The organism is Paenibacillus sp. FSL H3-0302, from assembly GCF_037982245.1.
Lineage (GTDB): Bacteria > Bacillota > Bacilli > Paenibacillales > Paenibacillaceae > Paenibacillus_AQ > Paenibacillus_AQ odorifer.
This window is the reverse complement of sequence record NZ_CP150284.1, coordinates 3,351,985-3,372,356: the sequence shown is the minus strand read 5'-3', so window position 1 is coordinate 3,372,356 and position 20,372 is coordinate 3,351,985. Positions and strand designations below refer to the sequence as shown.

At 40.0% G+C, this 20,372-nt stretch carries 18 protein-coding genes and 1 pseudogene; 4 read left to right on the top strand and 15 right to left on the bottom strand.

Going from position 1 to position 20,372, the window contains the following annotated elements:
- Positions 1-93: 93 nt before the first annotated feature.
- The 7 genes from MHH50_RS15000 to MHH50_RS14970 all read right to left on the bottom strand — a co-directional run bounded on the left by MHH50_RS15000 (position 94) and on the right by MHH50_RS14970 (position 6,481).
- A complete protein-coding gene (locus tag MHH50_RS15000) occupies positions 94-1,104 on the bottom strand; it encodes an AraC family transcriptional regulator (protein ID WP_076280633.1) in 1,011 nt (336 codons plus the stop codon).
- A gap of 109 nt (positions 1,105-1,213) precedes the next feature.
- Positions 1,214-1,807: an AAA family ATPase gene (locus MHH50_RS14995; RefSeq protein ID WP_076303753.1), complete on the bottom strand. Its 594-nt coding sequence runs from the start codon at positions 1,805-1,807 to the stop codon at positions 1,214-1,216.
- 68 nt (positions 1,808-1,875) lie between these two features.
- Positions 1,876-2,865, bottom strand: a complete 990-nt coding sequence (locus MHH50_RS14990) for an ABC transporter substrate-binding protein (protein WP_076218121.1) — start codon at positions 2,863-2,865, stop codon at positions 1,876-1,878.
- Between the two features lie 130 nt (positions 2,866-2,995).
- A complete protein-coding gene (locus MHH50_RS14985) occupies positions 2,996-3,970 on the bottom strand; it encodes an AraC family transcriptional regulator (RefSeq protein ID WP_076280634.1) in 975 nt (324 codons plus the stop codon).
- A gap of 176 nt (positions 3,971-4,146) precedes the next feature.
- The gene (locus tag MHH50_RS14980; RefSeq protein WP_340034548.1) at positions 4,147-5,052 is read right to left on the bottom strand and encodes a hypothetical protein; all 906 of its coding nucleotides are present in this window, start codon (positions 5,050-5,052) and stop codon (positions 4,147-4,149) included.
- A complete protein-coding gene (locus MHH50_RS14975; RefSeq protein ID WP_249267686.1) occupies positions 5,049-5,705 on the bottom strand; it encodes a sigma-70 family RNA polymerase sigma factor in 657 nt (218 codons plus the stop codon). The genes MHH50_RS14980 and MHH50_RS14975 overlap by 4 nt, the downstream gene beginning before the upstream one ends.
- A 74-nt stretch (positions 5,706-5,779) precedes the next feature.
- A complete protein-coding gene (locus tag MHH50_RS14970; RefSeq protein WP_076125619.1) occupies positions 5,780-6,481 on the bottom strand; it encodes a hypothetical protein in 702 nt (233 codons plus the stop codon).
- A 149-nt stretch (positions 6,482-6,630) separates the two neighbouring features.
- Here MHH50_RS14970 and MHH50_RS14965 point away from each other — a divergent pair, with 149 nt between their 5' ends.
- Entirely contained in the window at positions 6,631-7,410 is a 780-nt protein-coding gene (locus MHH50_RS14965) for a GNAT family N-acetyltransferase (protein WP_076125864.1), read from the top strand.
- 70 nt (positions 7,411-7,480) lie between these two features.
- On the opposite strand, the gene dhaK is transcribed toward MHH50_RS14965, so the two are convergent.
- The gene (gene dhaK / locus MHH50_RS14960) at positions 7,481-9,241 is read right to left on the bottom strand and encodes a dihydroxyacetone kinase subunit DhaK (RefSeq protein ID WP_076278470.1); all 1,761 of its coding nucleotides are present in this window, start codon (positions 9,239-9,241) and stop codon (positions 7,481-7,483) included.
- A gap of 1 nt (position 9,242) precedes the next feature.
- The gene (locus MHH50_RS14955) at positions 9,243-10,379 is read right to left on the bottom strand and encodes a glycerol dehydrogenase (protein WP_076280637.1); all 1,137 of its coding nucleotides are present in this window, start codon (positions 10,377-10,379) and stop codon (positions 9,243-9,245) included.
- 203 nt (positions 10,380-10,582) lie between these two features.
- On the opposite strand from MHH50_RS14955, the gene MHH50_RS14950 reads away from it, so the two are divergent.
- A complete protein-coding gene (locus MHH50_RS14950) occupies positions 10,583-11,641 on the top strand; it encodes a PocR ligand-binding domain-containing protein (RefSeq protein WP_076217596.1) in 1,059 nt (352 codons plus the stop codon).
- 24 nt (positions 11,642-11,665) lie between these two features.
- Here the strand turns inward: MHH50_RS14950 and MHH50_RS14945 are convergent, their stop codons facing one another.
- The 3 genes and pseudogenes from MHH50_RS14945 to MHH50_RS14935 all read right to left on the bottom strand — a co-directional run bounded on the left by MHH50_RS14945 (position 11,666) and on the right by MHH50_RS14935 (position 15,343).
- Entirely contained in the window at positions 11,666-12,592 is a 927-nt protein-coding gene (locus tag MHH50_RS14945) for a VanZ family protein (protein WP_340034546.1), read from the bottom strand.
- Positions 12,593-12,750: 158 nt separating this feature from the next.
- On the bottom strand, positions 12,751-14,709 hold the full coding sequence (locus MHH50_RS14940) for an RICIN domain-containing protein (protein WP_340034545.1): 1,959 nt from the start codon (positions 14,707-14,709) through the stop codon (positions 12,751-12,753).
- Positions 14,710-14,917: 208 nt separating this feature from the next.
- Positions 14,918-15,343 (bottom strand): annotated as a pseudogene (locus MHH50_RS14935) (MerR family transcriptional regulator).
- A 169-nt stretch (positions 15,344-15,512) separates the two neighbouring features.
- Between MHH50_RS14935 and MHH50_RS14930 the strand changes: the two are divergent.
- Both MHH50_RS14930 and MHH50_RS14925 read left to right on the top strand, forming a co-directional pair.
- A complete protein-coding gene (locus MHH50_RS14930; protein ID WP_076125630.1) occupies positions 15,513-15,833 on the top strand; it encodes a carboxymuconolactone decarboxylase family protein in 321 nt (106 codons plus the stop codon).
- A 20-nt stretch (positions 15,834-15,853) separates the two neighbouring features.
- Positions 15,854-16,249, top strand: coding sequence for a cupin domain-containing protein (locus MHH50_RS14925; protein WP_076184592.1), 396 nt, complete (start codon positions 15,854-15,856; stop codon positions 16,247-16,249).
- A 68-nt stretch (positions 16,250-16,317) separates the two neighbouring features.
- On the opposite strand, the gene MHH50_RS14920 is transcribed toward MHH50_RS14925, so the two are convergent.
- The 3 genes from MHH50_RS14920 to MHH50_RS14910 all read right to left on the bottom strand — a co-directional run bounded on the left by MHH50_RS14920 (position 16,318) and on the right by MHH50_RS14910 (position 20,325).
- A complete protein-coding gene (locus MHH50_RS14920) occupies positions 16,318-19,482 on the bottom strand; it encodes an ATP-binding cassette domain-containing protein (protein WP_340034543.1) in 3,165 nt (1,054 codons plus the stop codon).
- Between the two features lie 103 nt (positions 19,483-19,585).
- Entirely contained in the window at positions 19,586-20,002 is a 417-nt protein-coding gene (locus tag MHH50_RS14915; RefSeq protein ID WP_076184590.1) for an SRPBCC domain-containing protein, read from the bottom strand.
- A 2-nt stretch (positions 20,003-20,004) separates the two neighbouring features.
- Positions 20,005-20,325, bottom strand: coding sequence for a metalloregulator ArsR/SmtB family transcription factor (locus MHH50_RS14910; RefSeq protein WP_038571021.1), 321 nt, complete (start codon positions 20,323-20,325; stop codon positions 20,005-20,007).
- Between the last annotated feature and the right edge of the window lie 47 nt (positions 20,326-20,372).

The window sequence follows — 20,372 nt, the reverse complement described above, 5'->3', positions numbered from 1 at the left end:
TTCTGAGGGATTTTGCGTTTCTCTTCATATGTAAATGTAATAACCCACCAGTCGTGACTGGTGGGTTATTTGCAACTGTTATCTCCGTATTCTTTAAAGGTTCGATTCGTGTTTTGAAGTCAACAGTACAGAAGAAGCAAACTGTTTCACAAGCTTGCCGGGATTGATCCCGTATTTCTCCCGAAACACCTCTGAGAAGTGACTTGAGTTGGAATAACCTACAGCACAGGATGTCTCATTAACGTTCAAATTACCTTGTTGCAATAGGTGTAGAGCCTTCTCCAACCTTATATCCCGCAAATAGCCAAATACAGTTGTTCCGAACATTTCTTTAAAGCCTGATTTTAATTTGTTATCATTCATTCCAATCAATCGGGAGAGCTCCAACAGGCTTGGCGGATCTATCATCCGTTGCAACATGATGTCCCGGGCTTCACTAATTTTTGTCATGTCGCTTTTCGATAGCTTTGTTGTCCCAGAAGTACCCTCTGTTAGAATCGATTGAAAGCCCAACGACAAAAGCTCTAATGTACTACATTCGATCTCCAGATTTTTGGTGCTGCGGTTTTGAAGAGCTGCCAGCATTCGCTCAAGCACGATAGCAGTAGACGGCTGCATCGTTTCCTGGAATACACGAAAAGACGCTTGGCCAAGAATGCGGTCAAAATCAGCGGATCTCCCACCCCCGCCTTCTTCCATGAAGTGATGAAAAGTCGAAACAGGAATACCTATGCCTAACATAAGATAAGATTCATTCCCCTGAAACTCAAATTGAGAGCCAACTTCATTCATGAGTTGTAGCGTACAGCTTCCCGGAACAAACTCATACTGGACACCATCTACAGAGACTTCTCTTTTCCCTTGTAAACAATAATTAAGTTCAACCATTGCTGTTTTGGTTACCAAAGGCATGCTGTAATCCTGGCGAAAGGTAAAATCGGATACCACCACATTGATATCAAAGCGTGGGACGAATCGACGAACGAACCCTTCTCCCCTTTGCGAATGTAGTGCCATGTGCTCTGTACGATCTCTATTCTGCCGCGGCAGCTCAAGCCCATCGAAAAAAAGATTGAAATTGTGATGATAATCTATTCCAGTCATTGCTACCGCTCTCCGATCAAGTTTTATAATATTGAGAATAATTCTCATTATTATAAAGGATCCTCTCTTTTTTGACCCGCTTGAATATGGTGTTATCTGGATACGCCACCTAGGAAACACTAACATTTCTTTTACTTAATTTCTTATATACCGAGTATTCCTTATTGGACTTAATAAAACTTAATATCTTTTCGGCACATTCTATCGAATTCATCTCTTCCGTATTTACTTCGAGGTCATATTCATCAAAGCAATATACTTTGCTAAACTGTGAAGCTGCTAGTCCAATCTTTCTATCTCCTCTTGTTTGCTCTCTTCTTATGAGTTCTTCTTTCGAGCATATTACACCTATAAATAACGTAGGCTGATCGAAAAATTGCTCAAGAAACACATTAAACCTCTTATCATTGTCGATTACGGTATCTACTATTACATTAAAACCCATTTTTATTAACAATGTAATTGTCGAGTGGTACACTGAGAATATGGAATCATCCAATATTTGGGAAACGACTTGATGATCTATTTCTCTTGGAGGTTCATCTGGAAATTTATTATTAATAAAATCATTGTAATTATTAAAAAAATCATCAATTGATAAATGATAAAAAGGAATCTCTTTCTGTTTTATCAGTTCAGTCGATATGGAGGTCTTTCCGGAACTTGAAGTTCCATTTAGAAAAACTAATATCCCTTGCTTCAATTTAATCATCCCTTCAAATAATAATCATTGCAACTCAGAGAATATTCGAGAAAAGATTAAATTATCCTTTACTGTTTGATATGTTCCTTGATTTGTTCGGCTATTTGCTCCAACAATGCTTCTTTTCCTAAAGCAAAGAAAGCCTCATTATAATTTTGTCTGCTTGTCATGCGATATATATTATTCGATTTTGCAGCTTTCAGATTACTCCAGACCTTGCTTTGGTCAAGAACATTCTGGTCATTATCGGATAATAAAATGATATGGTCTGGATTAAAGGTAGACAGTGCTTCTAGACTTGTCACTTTCCCTCCCCATGGATCTGGCTCCGGTGTACCTGGCGCGAGGGGTAATCCTAGATCATTAAAAATCATATCCGCAATACCTGTGCGGGAATAGATGCGTATTTCTTTCTCTGTAGCTTCGATTACCGCAAACGTCTCTTCCTTGGTTATCTCAGTGATTTGATCATGTAGTAGTATAGCACGTTGATCATAGGCCTTCAGCCACGTTTCCATTTCCGCTTTCTTATCAAGCACCTCCGCAACAAATGCAAATCGCTCTCTAAAAGCGTTAAAACCATAAGGCACCCTCACTGTTGGAGCAATCATATTTAGTTGATCATAGATTTTTTCTTGGGTAGGTCCTGCCAGTATCAAATCAGGGCTTGCTGCAATGATCGCTTCTAAGTTGACTTCCGTCTGAAACCATCCAGCGGGAGTTACATCAGGCAGTTCTTTTTTGAGAATAGGAGTGATTTCTAATGAATTAGCCATATCCGTATTCCCAGTAATAACAGGTTTATATCCAAGCACCAGAAGTTCTTCCGTTGAGCCGGATACATCGGCAATTCTAACCGGATTCACCGGTATTACAACATCTCCTTTAGCATCCTTGAGGGTACGTGTTTCGGTCGAATTAGTAGCGACGGGTTCTGAATTTACCGCAGGTTGAGAATTTTCTACCTTAGCCTCCTGACCTGAATTCCCACACCCGTACAGCATCACCATCATGATTAAGGCGATTCCGACAAAAGAGATTCGTTTTAAACTGAACATTTTTTCCAACCCTCTCCAATCTATTGATAATCATTCTCACTTCTAGCAAGTCCGATCATACACTCTGCTGATAGGACAGAACTACCGGCAGAGGGATTGAATAACGGTTTGGCGGATATTTATTTAATTTTTATCGTTTTTTAATTACTTCTGAAGGATTAATTCCATACTGCTTCCGAAAAGCTTCGGCAAAATGACTAAAGTTGTTGTAACCTACCATCGTCGCCGTTTGGCTGACACTAATTTCCCCGGTACTTATGATTTCCCATGCTTTTTCTAAACGTTTGTTCCGTAAATATGCAAATACAGTTGTTCCGTACTCTTCCTTAAATCCAACTTTTAATTTGTATTCGTTAATGCCTGCCAGCTTGGACAATTCGATTAGCGAAGGTGGGTTTGCCATGTGGTCAAGGATGATATCCCTGGCTTTCCGAATGTTTTCTCGGTCACTACGTGATAAATGCAAACTCCGTTTAGTATGTTTCTGCTCAAAAAGAAATGCGTCAAAATATACAGATAGGAGTTCTAATGCCTTCCCCTCTACGTACAACCGGCGCATGGAGGTATGATATGGACAGTCTCTCAATTGCACCAATAATCGGGTGGTTTCTGGAAGAATAGGCATACGGAACATTCGAAAAGCACGTGAATCTAACAGCCCGGATAAGCTGCGAGCATGTGAAGAGCTTTGATCCGCCATCCATGAATCGAATAGTGTAACCGGTACACCTATGGACAATAAACGGATAGGTTCAGCACTCCGATAGTGAAATTCCGCTTGGAAATCCTGCATGAATTGCAATGAACAACTATCGGGCATTAACTCATGGCTGGTATCTGTTACATGAACTTCCCCGCTTCCCTGCAGACAAAAGCTTAACTCAATCATCGCCGCTTCGGATTGAACCCGAACTAGGCGATCATCAGCAAAACGGTAATCACTATCAACAATTTCGATCCCGGAGGGTGTGATCACTCTATCGACGTATCCTTGGGTACTGGATTGTGCAAAATGTTTCCTCTCTGTAGTGCCCCTCATAGACGGAGCCTCAAACAAAGCATCGAAATACCCGTTATAGATGTTATGAATAGATGAACTTGTCATTCTGTTATACACTCAGCAGGTAAGCTGCACTCCGTAATCCCAATATTATGTTTTATCATGAGCAGATCACCTTTTCTCTTCTATTAAATGATAACGATTATCATTTAGATCATTATATGCGAGATATTAGATAACCTGCAATGTACAGTTTTTAAGGATCTCTTATCTCCGCCTTCTCAGTAAAGCGGTAGCACTTCTTGTGTCAGCCCTGAAAAGAGGTCGCTGGTTTGATCAAAAAAGGTATCAGGCAAATAATAATAAGCATCACCCATAGACACCACCTTTAATTCGGGAATGATATACATGGCGATATAAGTCCCGTCTTTGAGGTTGAACTGTAATTGATATGATTTTCCTTGGGATTGCGCCGCTGCAAGAGCTTCATATTCCTTAATGCTTAGCTCTGTTTTTTTTGCGCTGTACAAACCTTCGATAATGGACTCAACAATAGGATGATCAGTGATAGTCTTTTGCACGTCATTCCCCACATGATTCAGAATATAGATATCTTTTGCATGCTCCTTCAGATTAGCCAGATCTAGATACTCCTTCGCGCTCATTGCAGAATCGTCTACCTTCGCCACAATTTCAGCTAGATAATAATATTGCTCATCCTTAACTGCAATACGAAAATGGGATGGGTATGTTGGGATTTCATACAGCTTTCCACCCATAGCGAACGTAGCGGCATAATCTTTTTCCGCATTCTTATCCCCGTCATTCTTTCCGGGCTCTTGGTTGAGATCAAACTCTAATGCACCAAGCGATTTGTCAGGCTCCATACCTGTGAACTTAAACTGAGCGCCATCTGCTACGAATGCATAACGGTATCCATTGTAATTCAGAATTTTGCGAACCCCTGTGGGAGACGAGACTGGTGTCTGCTGTGATATTTGTGGTGAATTAGGCAACGGAGTCTGCGGAAATTTATAAACGACCACACCTAACACCAATGCAGCACAAGCTGCGAGTGAGCCCCACTTTACATAAGCTTTTTTATTAGTGCGTCTCGCGGAGTTGGCTTTTTCTATCAGATTTTCGTCTATGTAACCGATTGTTTTGAAGAGCTCTTTATTATTCAAAGGAAATAACCCTCTTTCTGAAGATATATTTGGAGTTTTTTGCGTGTTCTGAAAAGAATTGATTTGGTTTTACTTTCACTGATTGAGAAGCGTGCGGCAATATCGGCCAAAGAATCAGAATACCAGTAACGCCTCAAAAAAACATTCCGCTGATCTTCCTTAATGTTGTGTAGAAATTTGCTTATAGATTCGGCTATTTGTGCTTCCTCGTATTGGGTTTCAACGTTGTCTGAAGAGGATAAACAATCGTTTAATTCATTAAGAATCGTATCGAATTTTTTATTCCGTTTTTTAGCCATGTAATAATCGTATTTGTTCAAAGCAATATTTCGTGTGATTCTCCCCAGAAAAGAGGACAGCTTTGCAGGAGACTTCGGCGGTATTGCTTCCCATGCACCAAGAAAGGTATCGTTAACACATTCTTCCGAATCTTCAGCATTAGACAAAATGTTATGAGCGATCCGAGTACAATAATTTCTATATTTTTTCGATGTTTCTTCTACTGCCCTTTCATTACGTGCAAAATACAATTGTATGATTTCACTATCTTCCACTCCATCACTTCCGTTCGATTTGATTAAGCATTCACTTATAAAGTAGGAAAAGAAGTGTTTAGGTTGCATAAAAATATAATTTTCTATAAGCTTCGGCATTCAACGCTGATAATATGACATAAAAATACAAATAACCCCTCATCCTAAGGGATAAGGGGAAGTTATGATATCATCTAATTTTTAATTAATTCTACTTCCTTCATTGGAGCCTTTGTCTTACGGAGCATCATCCAGATCCCCCCCAGACAAAATAAAACACTACATCCCATGCCAAACAACGCGCTGGCGTTTAATGCCTGAGGTGAGCCTTTCATTGTAAGCACAGCCATTTGAGTGACAACAATGGAGACTAAGGCATCAGTAAAGCTAATCATTTTTAATGTTGATATAATGGGATTTTTGAGATGACGGTTAACAATATTTCCATGAATGGCAAAACCAAGTTTTGTAAAAGCGATCAGTGCTACCAGATATACAATGTAACCTTCATAAACCAAAGCGTCTCCGACTAGATAAATCCGCAGGCAGACCAACAGATATGAAACCCCTAGAAGACAAAGAAAAACACCGCCACGCTTATAAACATAAAGCTCCATGGAATACCTTTGCTGTGCTGAACTGACTTTTTTAGCTAATGTATATTTATGAAGCACCTGTCCTTTGGCTATACAAAGGATCAGATAATAAAGTGCATTTGTGATGAACCATCCGGACAATAGATATAACCCAAGAATTAACTTGCCTATACCAATAAAAGCATCGATGACTAAGGAAGCAGCGTTGAACATGGCGGTTCGATCTTGCGGATTTCCGAAGTACCGAACTAAGATTGCCTTAATATATATCATCCTTTCAAGAAAACCTTCATATCTCATTTTATGTTTCTAAGGGGACAATAGTATCATACTTGACTCAACCCAGCAATAAAGCAATTAAAGTTCTGATTTATGATATATTAGAAAAGGTTGTGCAAATTCGGCAAGAGGAAATAGCAACAGCAATTGTTAATGGAGGCAGGTCGTATATGTATAGAAAATTAACAGCAGCAGAGTTAGATGTTATATTAAGCTCGATTAATAAGGAACAGCATTTTTTATATTATTCATACCTTACTTTTCGCAGACAAAACACAGTGCATTACGGTCAGTATTCTGACCAGGGCGAGTTGCTTGGAGTATTAGCCTTTTTAAGTGGCCTTCCGTTTAATGCTTTTTCTGTATATCCAGTTCAGCAATCCTTTTGTCTCAGCTCAATGTTGGCGTTCATGAAAGATGAATTACATCTACATAACCATGCGGTAGGTAGCTTTATTATTAACGAACAAGAGCTGCAGGTCTTTGCTTCTCAGCTTGAGTTCTACAGCCCTCCCAAAAAATTGCTTCTTATGAAACATATTCATGAAGATGTTCTACCAACAGCGGACAAGCATGTTATGCACTTAGGACCTGCTCATTTCCAGCGAATTGAAGCAAAGATGAACGAGCTGCAAACCATGGCTTTTTCAAAAGAAGAATTACAGAATCCGTTCTATGGTGTGATGGCACAAGACGAGCTGATTGCTGTAGGAGGATACCATATATATAGTGAGGATTACGTTGAACTAGGAAATATCGGAACAGATGTGGCCTGGAGAAGAAATGGTTATGGTAAAAAAGTCTGTGCAGAGCTAACACGCCAAGGACATGCCATTTCAGCTAACGTATATTTGAATGTTTTTGAGGAGAATGTAGGAGCCATTTCTCTATATCAATCTCTGGGATACGAACTCATTTGCCAACAATACATCGTTGAATTTATGATTTAAATTAAAAACGTACTGCAGCTAATGCAGTACGTTTTTTCTAAATTTTAGGTGATACGCCAGTTAACCTTGTTTATTTCATTGCTTTTGCCAGCTCTGTGAAAATAACCCCCAGCGCATGAGCACCCGCATCTGGATAACCGATGCTGCGTTCCCCCACTGTGCCGGCTCTTCCCATACGGGCAACGATTTCTATAGTATTTTTAGAACCTTGGACAGCTGCTTCCGCTGCTTTATTTGCCGCCACTTTGATATCGTCGCCTTGTTCTGCACTTTGGGTCCAGGCATCTGCAAACGGTACAAGCGCATCAATCAATGTCTTGTCTCCGACGACAGCCCCTCTGCCAAAAGATCTTTCACCCGTATCTTGAATCCCTTTGACAACAGCCTGCATCATATCAGCAAACTCCTGAATGGTCAGCTCTTCCTTCTGCTGAACATTTTTGCTCGCTGCGCGGAAGCCTGATCCCCAGATCGGTCCGGATGCTCCGCCGCAATATTCCATAATGACCATGGAGCAGGCGTCAAGGAACTCACCGATATTAGTGAGATGATGAGCTAAAATATCTTCCCACTCGACTTTCAGCTGTTTAAAGCCCTTAGCTACACTCATCCCGAAATCGCCGTCTCCAGCGTGGGAGTCAAGCTCACAGAACGGAACTTCATTCTCGATAATAACCTGGCTCATTTGATCGAGCAGATAGACGATATTTTGCAAAGTAAACCGATTGTTCTTAATCACCGCTGCAGCAGCATCCGTATTATTCTTAAAGGATACATTGCTGTCTGCTTTCTCTTCTTGGATTACTTCAGTATAGTTCACAGGCTCAAAAGGGCCTTTAATCGACAAGGCTGGTGTATCACAAGGCGCAGATAACCATTTCTTCAGTGTCTCATCCAGCTTCATTATCGTCACCGATGCACCTGCCATGTCAATGCTGGTCATGTAGTTACCAACAAACACTTTAAACACTTGCTTATTCTTAGCGGTTAATTCGCGGATGACAGAATTGTTCAGCAAATATAACTCTTGCAGCGGGGTGCCGCCAAAACCATTAATTAATACGGCTACTTCCTCCTGCTTCTGATCATTCATTTGGAAGTTGTCTAGCAAAGAGGTAACCATTCGCTGTGCTAATTCATCTGCGGGTACAATTTTCTCCCTGCGTATTCCAGGTTCTCCATGGATGCCAACCCCGTATTCCATCTCGTTCTCTTCAATATGAAATGTCGGAGTACCTTTGGCAGGCACGGTACAAGAGGTATAGGCGAAGCCTATGCTGCGCACATGATCAATTGCATGTTGCGCCGCTTCTTTCACTTCCGCTAAGGACAATCCAGCTTCTGCTGCTGCTCCGGCTACCTTATGAACAAGCACTGTTCCGGCTACGCCTCTTCTCCCTACTGTATAAAGGCTGTCTTCAACGGCAATATCGTCGTCTACTTTGACATAATCCACTTCGATACCGTCTTCAGTTGCTAGATGGGCCGCATTTTTAAAGTTCATGATGTCACCGCTATAATTCTTGATAATAAGCAGCGAACCTTTGGTGCTTGCTGTGCGGCGAATCGCTTGATAAACCTGAATTTGGGATGGAGAAGCAAACACATCACCGCATACAGCTGCATCCAGCATCCCGGTTCCTACAAACCCGGCATGAGCCGGCTCATGTCCGCTTCCGCCACCACTGATCAGGGTAACTTTACTTTGATTGATCTCTTTCTTAGAAATCACTTTGAATTTAGGATCGAAATCCAACTCGGGATGCGCCAAGACAAGCCCGTTACACATTTCCCTAACCAGAGTCTCCGGCTTGTTTATTATTTTTTTCATCTTAAAGCTCCTTACTTGATTTATATTGACGGCCTAATTGATCGGCTGCCATAATTGCTGATGCAACCGCATCCTCCGTAATTGGGAACGGCATCGAATGGATAGATTCCTCAGCAATGCAAGCTTTTTTAGCAACCTCAAGCAGTTCCTCATAGGTTACATGCTCAACACCAATATCCGCTAAGCATACTGGGAGGCCAATCGAAAGACAGAAGTCCAACACTTCTTTTAATTCAGTCCGGTCTGCATTTTCAAGAACCAATTGAGCAATCGTGCTGAAGGCAACCTTTTCACCATGATAATAATGATGAGTTCCTTCCAAAGCAGTTAACCCATTATGAATCGCATGAATCGCTGCCAAACCACCACTTTCAAACCCAAGACCCGATAAAAGAATATTCGTCTCAATTATATTCTCCAAAGCTGGGGTTACGATATTCAGATCGCAAGCTTGCTTCGCCTTGAATCCATTCTCAAGCAATGTCTCATAGCAGAGCTTCGCAAGTCCCAACGCTGTTACTGTTCCTTTAGCTTCACCGCAAACCCCTTCACGAACTCCGCAAGGTAAACCTGCATTCACATTGGAGTAAGAATTTGCAGTAGCTCTTGCTTCAAAATAGGTTGAAAGTGCATCTCCCATACCTGCCACAAGAAATCTTGTAGGTGCATTGGCAATAACTGTTGTATCAATCATGACTACACTCGGGCTTTGCTTGAAATAAGCATAATCATCGAATTCACCTTCCGGAGTATAGAGCACCGCTGAGTGGCTTGTCGGAGCATCAGTTGCTGCTATCGTTGGAACGATAATCAGCGCTTCTCCTTCAGCTACACATTTTGCCGTATCAATCGCCTTACCTCCACCCAAGCCAATCGTACATGAACATTGATGTTCTTTGGCTAGCGCTTGTAATCTGGCGACTTCTTGTCTTGAGCATTCCCCGTGGAAGCCGCTTTCAACAAGAGTTATATTAAATTTCTGTTTAGTTGACTCCAGTTTGTCTTTCACACGTGTTACATCATCTGGATGGGCAATTAACAAAGCAGAATCACCAAATGTTTTTACGAAGTAACCTAAGTTCAATAATTCATTCTCACCTTGTACATATTTCGTCGGACTGATAAATGCTCTTCTCATTTTTCGTTCCTCCTCAGTTGTTTATAGTTATCATTATAGATTGCTCTAATTTAAGAAACATGAAACAATAAAAGCTTATTAAAGCGTTTTCTTATCGTATTTTTTTGTCATAATCGTGAAAAATCGAACTTTCATGTCATTGTGTTGAATTATTCTGTATAATGTTCATTAAGATTCTATAACTTACATAGGAGAATTTTGTGATGTCAAAATCCCGGTTCAATCTAGAAGAAATTATTGATTTGAAGAAATGGGAAAAGCTCCAGGATTCCTTATCTCTTGTAACCAAAATGGCTATTCTTACTGTTGATTACAAGGGTGTTCCCGTGACCAAGCACAGCTATTGCCAGCCATTCTGTCAAGGTGTGCGCCAGGACTCCCATCTCTCTCAATATTGTCAAAAATGTGATGCCCGCGCTGGGATTGAAGCGGTTCGCCAGAACAAACCGTTTATTTATTTATGTCATTTCAATATTATAGATATCGCGATTCCGATCATTATAGATAATCAATATCTAGGTGCAATTATGGCCGGACAGCTCAAGCTTCGTGAACCTGACGTGCCACAACTGGAGCAAATTGTCTCTCGCCCTCCGAATGTGGAGACGAACATGAAATTTAAAGCACTCAAAGAGGATTACCAGGCACTGCCTGTTTTATCCTACGATGAAGTAACAAAGTGTGTTGAGCTGCTGCTGCAGTTAAGTACCTATATCGTGGAGGAAGCCATTCAAAAGCATACTACTGTGGATTTGTACAAAAAGGTTCTGACCACCAATATAGAAGAACCCGCTTCTGCTGAAGCAATGGACGAGTCAGACCGTACGTATCGAAAAATCCAATCCATACAGCAGGAGTTATCCGGGGCCTTGATCGAGACCAAATTAAAGAATGGTGTACAAAAGTTCGTCTCAGTAAATTCTGTGCTTCAGCCTGCTTTTAATTACATTTATGCTCACAAAAATGAGAATTTCAGCCTCAAAGAGATGGCTAAGCTTTGTCATATCAGCCCCAGTTATTTCAGCCGTATTTTCACTAAAGAAACTGGAGAGAATTTCTCCATCTTCATTGCCAGACTCAAGATTGAATGGGCTAAGCAACTGCTGGAATCCACGGATTCCCCGATCAATCAAGTCAGTGATGATTTGGGCTTTTGCGACACGGGCTATTTCATTAAAACCTTCAAAAAATACGAGAACCTCACCCCGGCTGTATATCGGAATATGTATATGAGGCGATCAGCAAAAGAAACCCTCCGTTAATAAAATTAACGAAGGGTTAGTTTCTCATTCCCACCAATGCTTCATTTCACTAAATCCTACATCCCATAACTTCACATTCCCTTTAAGGATAAAGGTTATTTCTTTTACGGTAACTAATGCCGTATTGTTGAGTTCAGCTTGGGAACTATATTGTTCACTGGATTGAAGGATCATGTTACCATCAGCTATAATCATTAGTTCACTGCTAGAATTTTCATTTTGCGGGAATCCAAAGCTGAAATATAACCATACCTCTTTTTTATCACCCAAAGTATAGGTGTATTTTTTAATTTCTTCACCTTCACTGCTGTACAAATTCATTTTTGGTATTATATTTTCACCTGCGATAGTGAAACTGGGAAGATTATGCGTGATAGGCATGCTTCCCGTAAGCTTTTCCAACGTTTGTAATCCCTGCACAGGTCTTTCACTTTTCTTCAGAGTTAAATCAATGATCTCAGAGATTCCCATGATTCCAACCAATAGCACAACAACAGATAATGCCGAAGTAAAAAGTAATCTCCTGGTGATTTCCGGGGAAAATCCAATCTTATATGCACAAAATCCGATCATTGCCCCTAACGTATTGGAGATGACATCGGCTACATCAAAGGAACCCAAAAAAGTTAAAGCTTGAAGACTTTCCAGCATAAAAATTGTTAAGATAAACAAACAAATAAACTTCTTAAAATGTGTACGATACAGCAAAGGGAATAATACGCCAAAAGGAATAAAAGCAGCGATGTTCCCAAAGTCATAAACCCAAGAAAAGGATAGGTCAAAGAGATCAGGAAAAAGAAGCGGAACACTTTCTGGAATCAACATAAACGTATATTCATACTGGCTTGTTGCATGCTCTACTCTATTGAAAGCAAAAAACAAAAAATATAAGATCAACAGTGTATATAAAATAGTTCCTATAATAAGAATCTTTCGTAATTTCACTCCCATAATAACTTCACAATTCCCTCCATATGTCGATGGAAATAGTATATCTCTCCAAAGTGACATTCCCGTGACACTGAAGGTGACGATTTAGTCATTCAAAGATTATATCGACAAAAAGTCATCACCCTTAATTTAAGGTCGATGACTTTTGGTTACATAAATTATCTATTCGAGACTAGTTTCCAGTGCTGGCCAGCAGAACCTGTATTATTTGCTTGAATAATATTTGCCCCCTCTGTCGTCGAACCCTGATCTACTGCCAGAGCTTTTCCACTATTACGATTAATAATATTGTAAAAATCACCTGAGGACTCCAAAGTCCACTGCTGGTCATTCGATCCGTTATCATTCCATTGTACACTTTGAGCACCGTTAGCTAATGAACCTCCTAAAATGCCCAGGTTTTTACGACTATTAGTATTGACCAGCTTCGTATAACCATCAGCTGTGCTGACTACAAACCAATTTTGGTCATGGGATGAAATTCCGCTGGTCCACTGAACCGCCTTCCCTCCATCCGCCATCGAACCTTGATAGATACCCAACACTTTACCACTGTTCTCATTAACCATTCGATAACTGTCCACCATAATATGTCCTTCATCTGGAACCAACTCCCACAGCTGATCAGTGCTGCCTGCATCAGTCTGCTGTATAACTTGGGTACCCTCTTCAGTAGAACCCTGCGCTATAACTAACGTCTGACCACTGTTACGGTTAACAATCTTGTAGTAGTTACCAGAGGCTTGTAAAGTCCACTGCTGGTCATCGGAATGGTTTTCAGTCCATAAAACGGCTTTAGCTCCTTCTGTTGTTGATCCTTCTAATATACCGGCGACCTTTCCACTCTTTGCATTCACAATGGATTTGTAACCGTTAGGAGCATACCCACTTTCCGCTGTGGAAATAAGCCAATATTGATCCAAAGAATTAGTCCCGCTGCTCCATTGGACGAGCGGATTGCCATTCGCAGTTCCACCTTCCAATACACCTAAAGCCTTCCCACTCTTCACATTAATTAATTTGTAGTAACCTACGGACATATCACCATATTTCACCGTGTTTTTCCCACTAAAAAATCCGGCTTGAGGGATAAATAAGCGGCCATTGCTAAGCGGCAGTAGTTGGCGGTTATACCCTGCATCTACGGGCGGATTATATGGAACCCAGCTTCCGGATGCATCCACTCTAGAAGAGTTGATCAGCACTTCTTTTTTTCCTGCAACGTTTAATACGAGTCTCCCATCTCCCAAAGCAGAAATATAGGGACTTCCTCCGTACCCTACAAGAGATCCTACTTCAGTTAGATTCCAGCTCTCAGGATCTGCTGAAATTTTCAAATAATTGGGCACGCCCGGGTATCCGACCATCTCATAGGTCATTGCGTAATTACCATTGCCCAGCTTAGCGATTGTAGGCATTCCTGGACGTAATTTACTGTCTGCAAATGCCACATCAACTACCACAGGTCCCCAGTTCGTACCCTCCAACGTAGTCTGATGAACTAACTTCTGGGCATGGGCAGGATCACGTTCATCTGAATAATAAACAATGAGTTTGTTGTTGTGAACCAAAAAGAAAGGCTCCCAAATGGGATCGTAACCAATATCGTTTCGTCCACCTTCAGCAATGGTGCTTACATATGTCCATGTTCTACCTAAATCATTGCTTTTATATAATTCCAACTTGGTAGCTGCTTTGTTGCTTGGCACAGAATTTCCTGCAAGAAGCATAGTACCTGCAGGCATGTTACCTATAGATTGGGGGAGTTCAAACAATTCAGGGCAATTTAACATTCCCCAACCGTTTTGAGTATCCTCCACTTCTCCAACCTGATTCCAAGTGACACCATTGTCAACGCTTTCATAAATAGGGAAAACAGGGGTGGTATTAGAGGTTTGTTCAAATGTAGCATACATTTTATTATTGTTGATGCCACTATATTTAAGCTGGATTGCCCTAGGTGATAAAGCCCCATAGGATGGTGAATCTGCTGGTGGTACATATAAGACATTAGGACCGAAAGCGTTTACAATATTGCCGTCAAAGCTAATCCCTGTGCCAACCACTGTCACTAAAACCAACAAAAAAGACAAAACCTTCCTCAGTTCTCTTCTCAAAAGTAATTTCTCCTTTACTCTGGTTTTTTTAAACGAATACAGCTTCAATATAATTAATAAACGGATAAATGAGAATGTAATATCTCGACCGGATCATGCAATATGATTACACAAATAGACTCTCATCTTCGATTTCAAGTTTTGAAATTAGAAGAGGCAGATGAACAACCTTTGATAATCAAAAGTTGTTCATCTGCCTCTTAACTTGTTAGGAATCTACTTTTTCTTCTTGATGTGGTATCTTTTCATTGTGATAAAGGACGAATTCGTATTTATTCCCCGTTAGTTGATCATTATAAAATACAATTTTACGGTTCAGTATATCCAAGTTTTGTTGCAATGCCTTAATTTCTTGTTCCACTTGTTGCTTACGCTGTTCAAGTAAATTTTTCCGTTCAGGAATTGTCTCGTCCCCCATAGCCCGCCACTCGGTATATTGCTTCAATTCTGCCATCGTCATTCCTGAATCTTTTAAATGAAGCAAAAATTAAACCCAACCTATATCCTGATCTGTATATTCACGTAAATTATTGTCACTTCGATGTGGAGTAAGTAAGCCTTCCAATTCATAATATCTGAGTGTGCTCTTGTTAACACCGACGATTTCTGCAAATTCTCCAATGGAATAAGGCATGATCCCCACCTCCATTTCTAATTTTGTTTCTATTCAAAGGATATACTTAAATTAATAAAAAACCAAATGTCGGAGTATGAATCCATTTTTATGGCTTGCCTTAAAGTGTACTTTAAGGTCTATACTTCATTTTGAAGCAGTTAATCATCGATGAAAGGGATGTTCTTATATGGCTGAAAAACAAACAGCAGGACGAGACTTGTTAGGAGAATTCGCTCCGAAATTTGCTGAACTGAACGATGATATCTTATTCGGTGAAGTGTGGTCAAGAGAGAAAGAATTATCTGCACGTGACCGCAGCATGATTACAGTTTCAGCATTAATATCAGGAGGAAACTTTGAACAATTAACTCCACATCTGCATAAAGCAAAGGCAAACGGAGTCACAAAAGATGAAGTAGCGGAAATCATCACGCACCTTTCGTTTTATATAGGGTGGCCTAAAGCTTGGTCGGCATTTAATATTGCCAAAGAAATTTATAAAAATTAAACGAAAGAGGTTTTTTTATTATGGCTAATGAGCAACTAAGCAACAGTACTATCTTTCCACTCGGACAAAAGGTTGAAGCTAATTTTATAGGCGATGCATACTTGCAGATGATTTATACTGATGCGACACCTTTGAATGCGCCTATTGGGAACGTAACCTTTGCCCCGGGAGCTCGCAATAACTGGCACTTCCATAAAATCGGACAAGTATTATTAGTTACCGGTGGTGAGGGTTGGTATCAAGAAAAAGGCAAACCAGCTCAATTCCTCCAAAGCGGGGATGTTGTGAATATTCCAGCGAACGTAAAACATTGGCATGGTGCTACAAAAGACAGTTGGTTTGTCCACTTAGCCATTTCACCCGGAGAAACAGAATGGTTAGAACCTGTTGATGATGAGCTTTATAATCAATTATAAAAAAACGCATCGAGTCTATAGACTCGATGCGTTTCTTTTCTATATCGTCTTTTTGAGAAAACTAAACTTTATTGCTCAAGAAATTGGTAAACTGCCATCATCTCTTGTTTATTCAACTCACGAATACGATTGAAAATTGGAATATCAGCAACAGCTTCAATATTTAAGCTTTCAGAAATAACGTCACTTACTTTACCCGTTAGCCAAGTTTGAACATCTATACCTTCAACGACTTCCTTACGCCCTTCATCATTGATTCCACTGGCATAACAACTCACACAGGGAATCGTTAATTTATATACGCCATCATGAAGTCCATCTTCCGAAATAACTTTTTTCCCTTTACAGAATGGACAGGGATGGCTTGCTTTAACCTTATTAATTAAGGTGACGATTTTTTTGTAACCAAACGCTTCATAGACATAAGTCAGCTTTTTATATTTTCCATTAGTGAAATACTTATCTATGATATTTTCTCTTGTTTCGTGGATATTGGCAAAATCACAGATCGTAATCCGGTTTTTCCTGCTGATGGTTTCGATACTGCCGCTAATGCTGTCCCAGAATGGCATGGCATTTTGTAACACCATTTCATATTGCGCAAAACTTCCTAACTCTAGTTCAAGCATTTTTAGAGCGACTTGTGTTTCCCTAGGTAATAGAGAGACCTCTTCTGTCAAAACCATATCGCCGCCCACGATGGCTTTCATTTTTTCTAGTACCTGTAATTCGCCAACAGTGCTAATAACTTGATCAAGGGGCATCCCGATAATCTCACGAATATCAGTGTCGCCGTATTTAAGCTTTTTATGATGATTTAATACCGTTCCTTGACAAATTGGACAGGTAATCATTTTTTTGGATGCTTTAATATGCTCTTTAATAATCGATTTCGAGATAACCATATAGTTCCCGATAATGGTATTAAAGCCATCCCAAGTTCTCGAGGCTTTAGCTGCTTTATCATAGAAGGACTTTTCCCAATACCCGTATAAAAAGGTGTGTTTTTCAGCTTCTGTCATCTCATTATAACTTTTGCTAATATCCTGTCCGAGCTCATTCTTTAACTCATCAAAGATGAATTTTATTTTTGGTAATTGATAGAATTTCAGAATCTCCATCGCATCTGGATGTAATGAACCGTCCCAAAAGGGTACGTTCTTGTCCTGAAGAACAATATCAAAGTCAAATTCTTCAATCACACGGCGGCCCTTACAGCTTGGACAATGATTGTCTGATTGATAGAAATCAAAGCTTTTTGTATCTTTATTAGTGGGATGCGCTGCCACAATATGGTTGATCAAGCCACCCATTTCATAAAGGAAAGTAAACTGACTATACAAGTGTCGTTCCAGATCAATGGCGATGACAGGCGCAATCGTATCCGATTCATATTCACCATAAATCAGGCGGGCCATGGAGGATAAGCTTTTTAAGATGCCACCTTTATAGATGTTCTCTGCATTTTTAAAATAGGAGATCTGACCTTCTTTTAAATAGTCAATTCCATTTTGTAGCTGGAGTGTTGAAGAAATGTGCGCAGGTGCCACACTATCAGCAGGATTTTGTTGACGATAATAATCATCATGACTGAGAACATCAAGATGCTCCACAGGTGCAAGCTGTCTTTTGCCAAAATCAACGATAAAATCAGAGTTCTCTAACATATAGGAATTATGTTCAATCATGATTATGGAGACAGATTCATCCTGCAGAATGTCCCTAATGCTGTCAATGAATTGATTTAAAATATTTTGTGATAAACCTTTGGAAGGCTCGTCAAAAATAAAAAGTGTATGTGGATTTCTTGAGCCCGCAAACAGCTCAGAAACTAAATGGACACATTGAAATTCACCCGTGGATAAGGACTGTGTTTTTCGCTCCAACGTCAAATAACCAAGTCCAAGCTTGATCAATAAGCTTAGTCTTTTATGAGCAATGTCCTCATTTGGCAGTTCAACAATAATATCTTCAATCGAGCGCTCAAAAATATCATCAATATCCTCACTGTACTTTGTGAGTTTCCTTTTAATATCAAGAAAAGTGGCAACGGTCGAGCGACTGGTAATCGACTGATTTCGATCTTGCCCTACGATCACCAGCTTATCTTTGGAATAACGCTTTAGAAAATCTTTGACCATACACTCATTAACCAGTGTAGATTTACCACACCCGGACTCACCTGTAAAAGTTACCAGTCTATTCTGGGGAATCTGAATCTCGGCCATTTGAATATTACGACAATAAAGATCATGAAATTGATAATATTCTGCAGGTGCTGCCTGATTTAGTTCTCTATTGATGGGCTCAGGACGTGGTGATTCCTCAACTATTTTCCCGCCGTATTTGCCACTGCCAGGTCCAAAGAACAAGTGTTTATCCGCTGTGTCCAGCACCGTGTCAGAATGGTCAATGAGCCAAATTTGATTTTTATATCCCAATTGTTTAATCTCCGCTAAAATCTTCAATAGCGTTTGGTGATCGAGACCCACGGAGATTTCATCAATGATAATCACGGTATTTTCACTTGTTGCCATGAATTCTGCCAGGTAAAGTCGTGTTAATTCTCCGCCTGATAATGTACCCATAATACGATTTAATGTTAAATAACCAATATTCATATTGATTATATTTTTCAGAATTTGTTGTTTACCTTCACTTATTTTTAGAATATCTGCCTGTGATAAAATGGTCTCTATACTTAAGTCGTTTAGATCAGAAATACTCTTTGCTTGATCCAATAATTCAATTTTATATTGTTCAGCTGCTTGATTATAGCGTTTCCCCTGACACTTTTTACACTCGACATTTTTTGTAGTTCCACGACCCTTACAATCAGGACACCAACCCAACTCATTATTAAATGAAAAAACCTCTGGAGAGAGATTATATTGTTCAGCAAGAGTGACACGGATTTCAGTAAACACACCTGTATGTGTGCCAATGGTTGACCGAGGATTTGAAGATATGGATGATCTACCAAGAAAAAGAACAAGTGGCATTGCTTCCATTTTGATCGCACTGAAATTAGTCTCCATAATATTGGGGAATAAATACTGGTATTCAGCTTTTGGCAGTAAGGAAACGAGACGTTTTTTTGATTCTTCCCCAATCGTTTGACAAAAAGTTGTTTTACCAGATCCAGACAAACCAGCAATTCCTAACGACTCATCAACTGGCAGTACCGTTTCTAATCTGTTAATATTGTTCGCAATTAATTGATTTATTTTCATAGTAAGCTCATCTCATCTCCATTCTCTTCATCTAGTATTGCCATGATTTATTCCATTAAAAAGGGCACTTTCCTTATTCCAGAAAAGCGCCCTATTCTTGAAATTACAATTCTGCTAATGCCTTTTCGAGCTGACCACCCATATTTGTCCAAGCATATTTAGCACCTTCGATAGCTCCTTGGCGGGCTTTCGTCTCCTCACTAAATCCTGATTGATCTAGATGGAGGTTAACCTTCCCCTCTGAATCTTGACTCACAGTCCAAGTAACAGTAGTACTTTCTCCCGCACTATTCCAAGTATAAGATAACGTATGCGGCTCATCCACGACGAGTACTTCGCTATCTACAATTCCATCCCACCATTCATTTGGCTCAGCACGGAATTGAAATTTATGACCAACGACGGGTTTAAAATCATTACTCCAGATCCATTTCGCAAGCGTATCCGAATCCGTTAAAGCATTCCATACCTTCTCGATCGAACTTGTAAATTGAAAATCTAATGATACATCTGGTTTCATAGTTATTCCTCCAATATAAGTTTTAATTTATCAATTCTTTGTTTCCAGAATCCTTCATAAAAAGATACCCAATCTTGAATTTCTTTCAAAGGATTGGCATTCAACCGATACCTCGTCTCTCTGCCAACCTTCCGAGCAATTACGAGACCAGCATCTTTAAGTATATTTAAATGCTTCGAAACGGCTGTACGACCCATTTCAAAATGAATCGTTATCTCATACAGAGGTAATTCATCAACATCAGCCAGAATTTGAAGAAGTTTTCGTCTTGTTGGATCCGCAACAGCGTCATAAACATCCCTCACTTGACTATTGTCGCTCACAACCACCCCCACCTTTTCCGTAATATTTCCTGTAATGTCACCTAGTA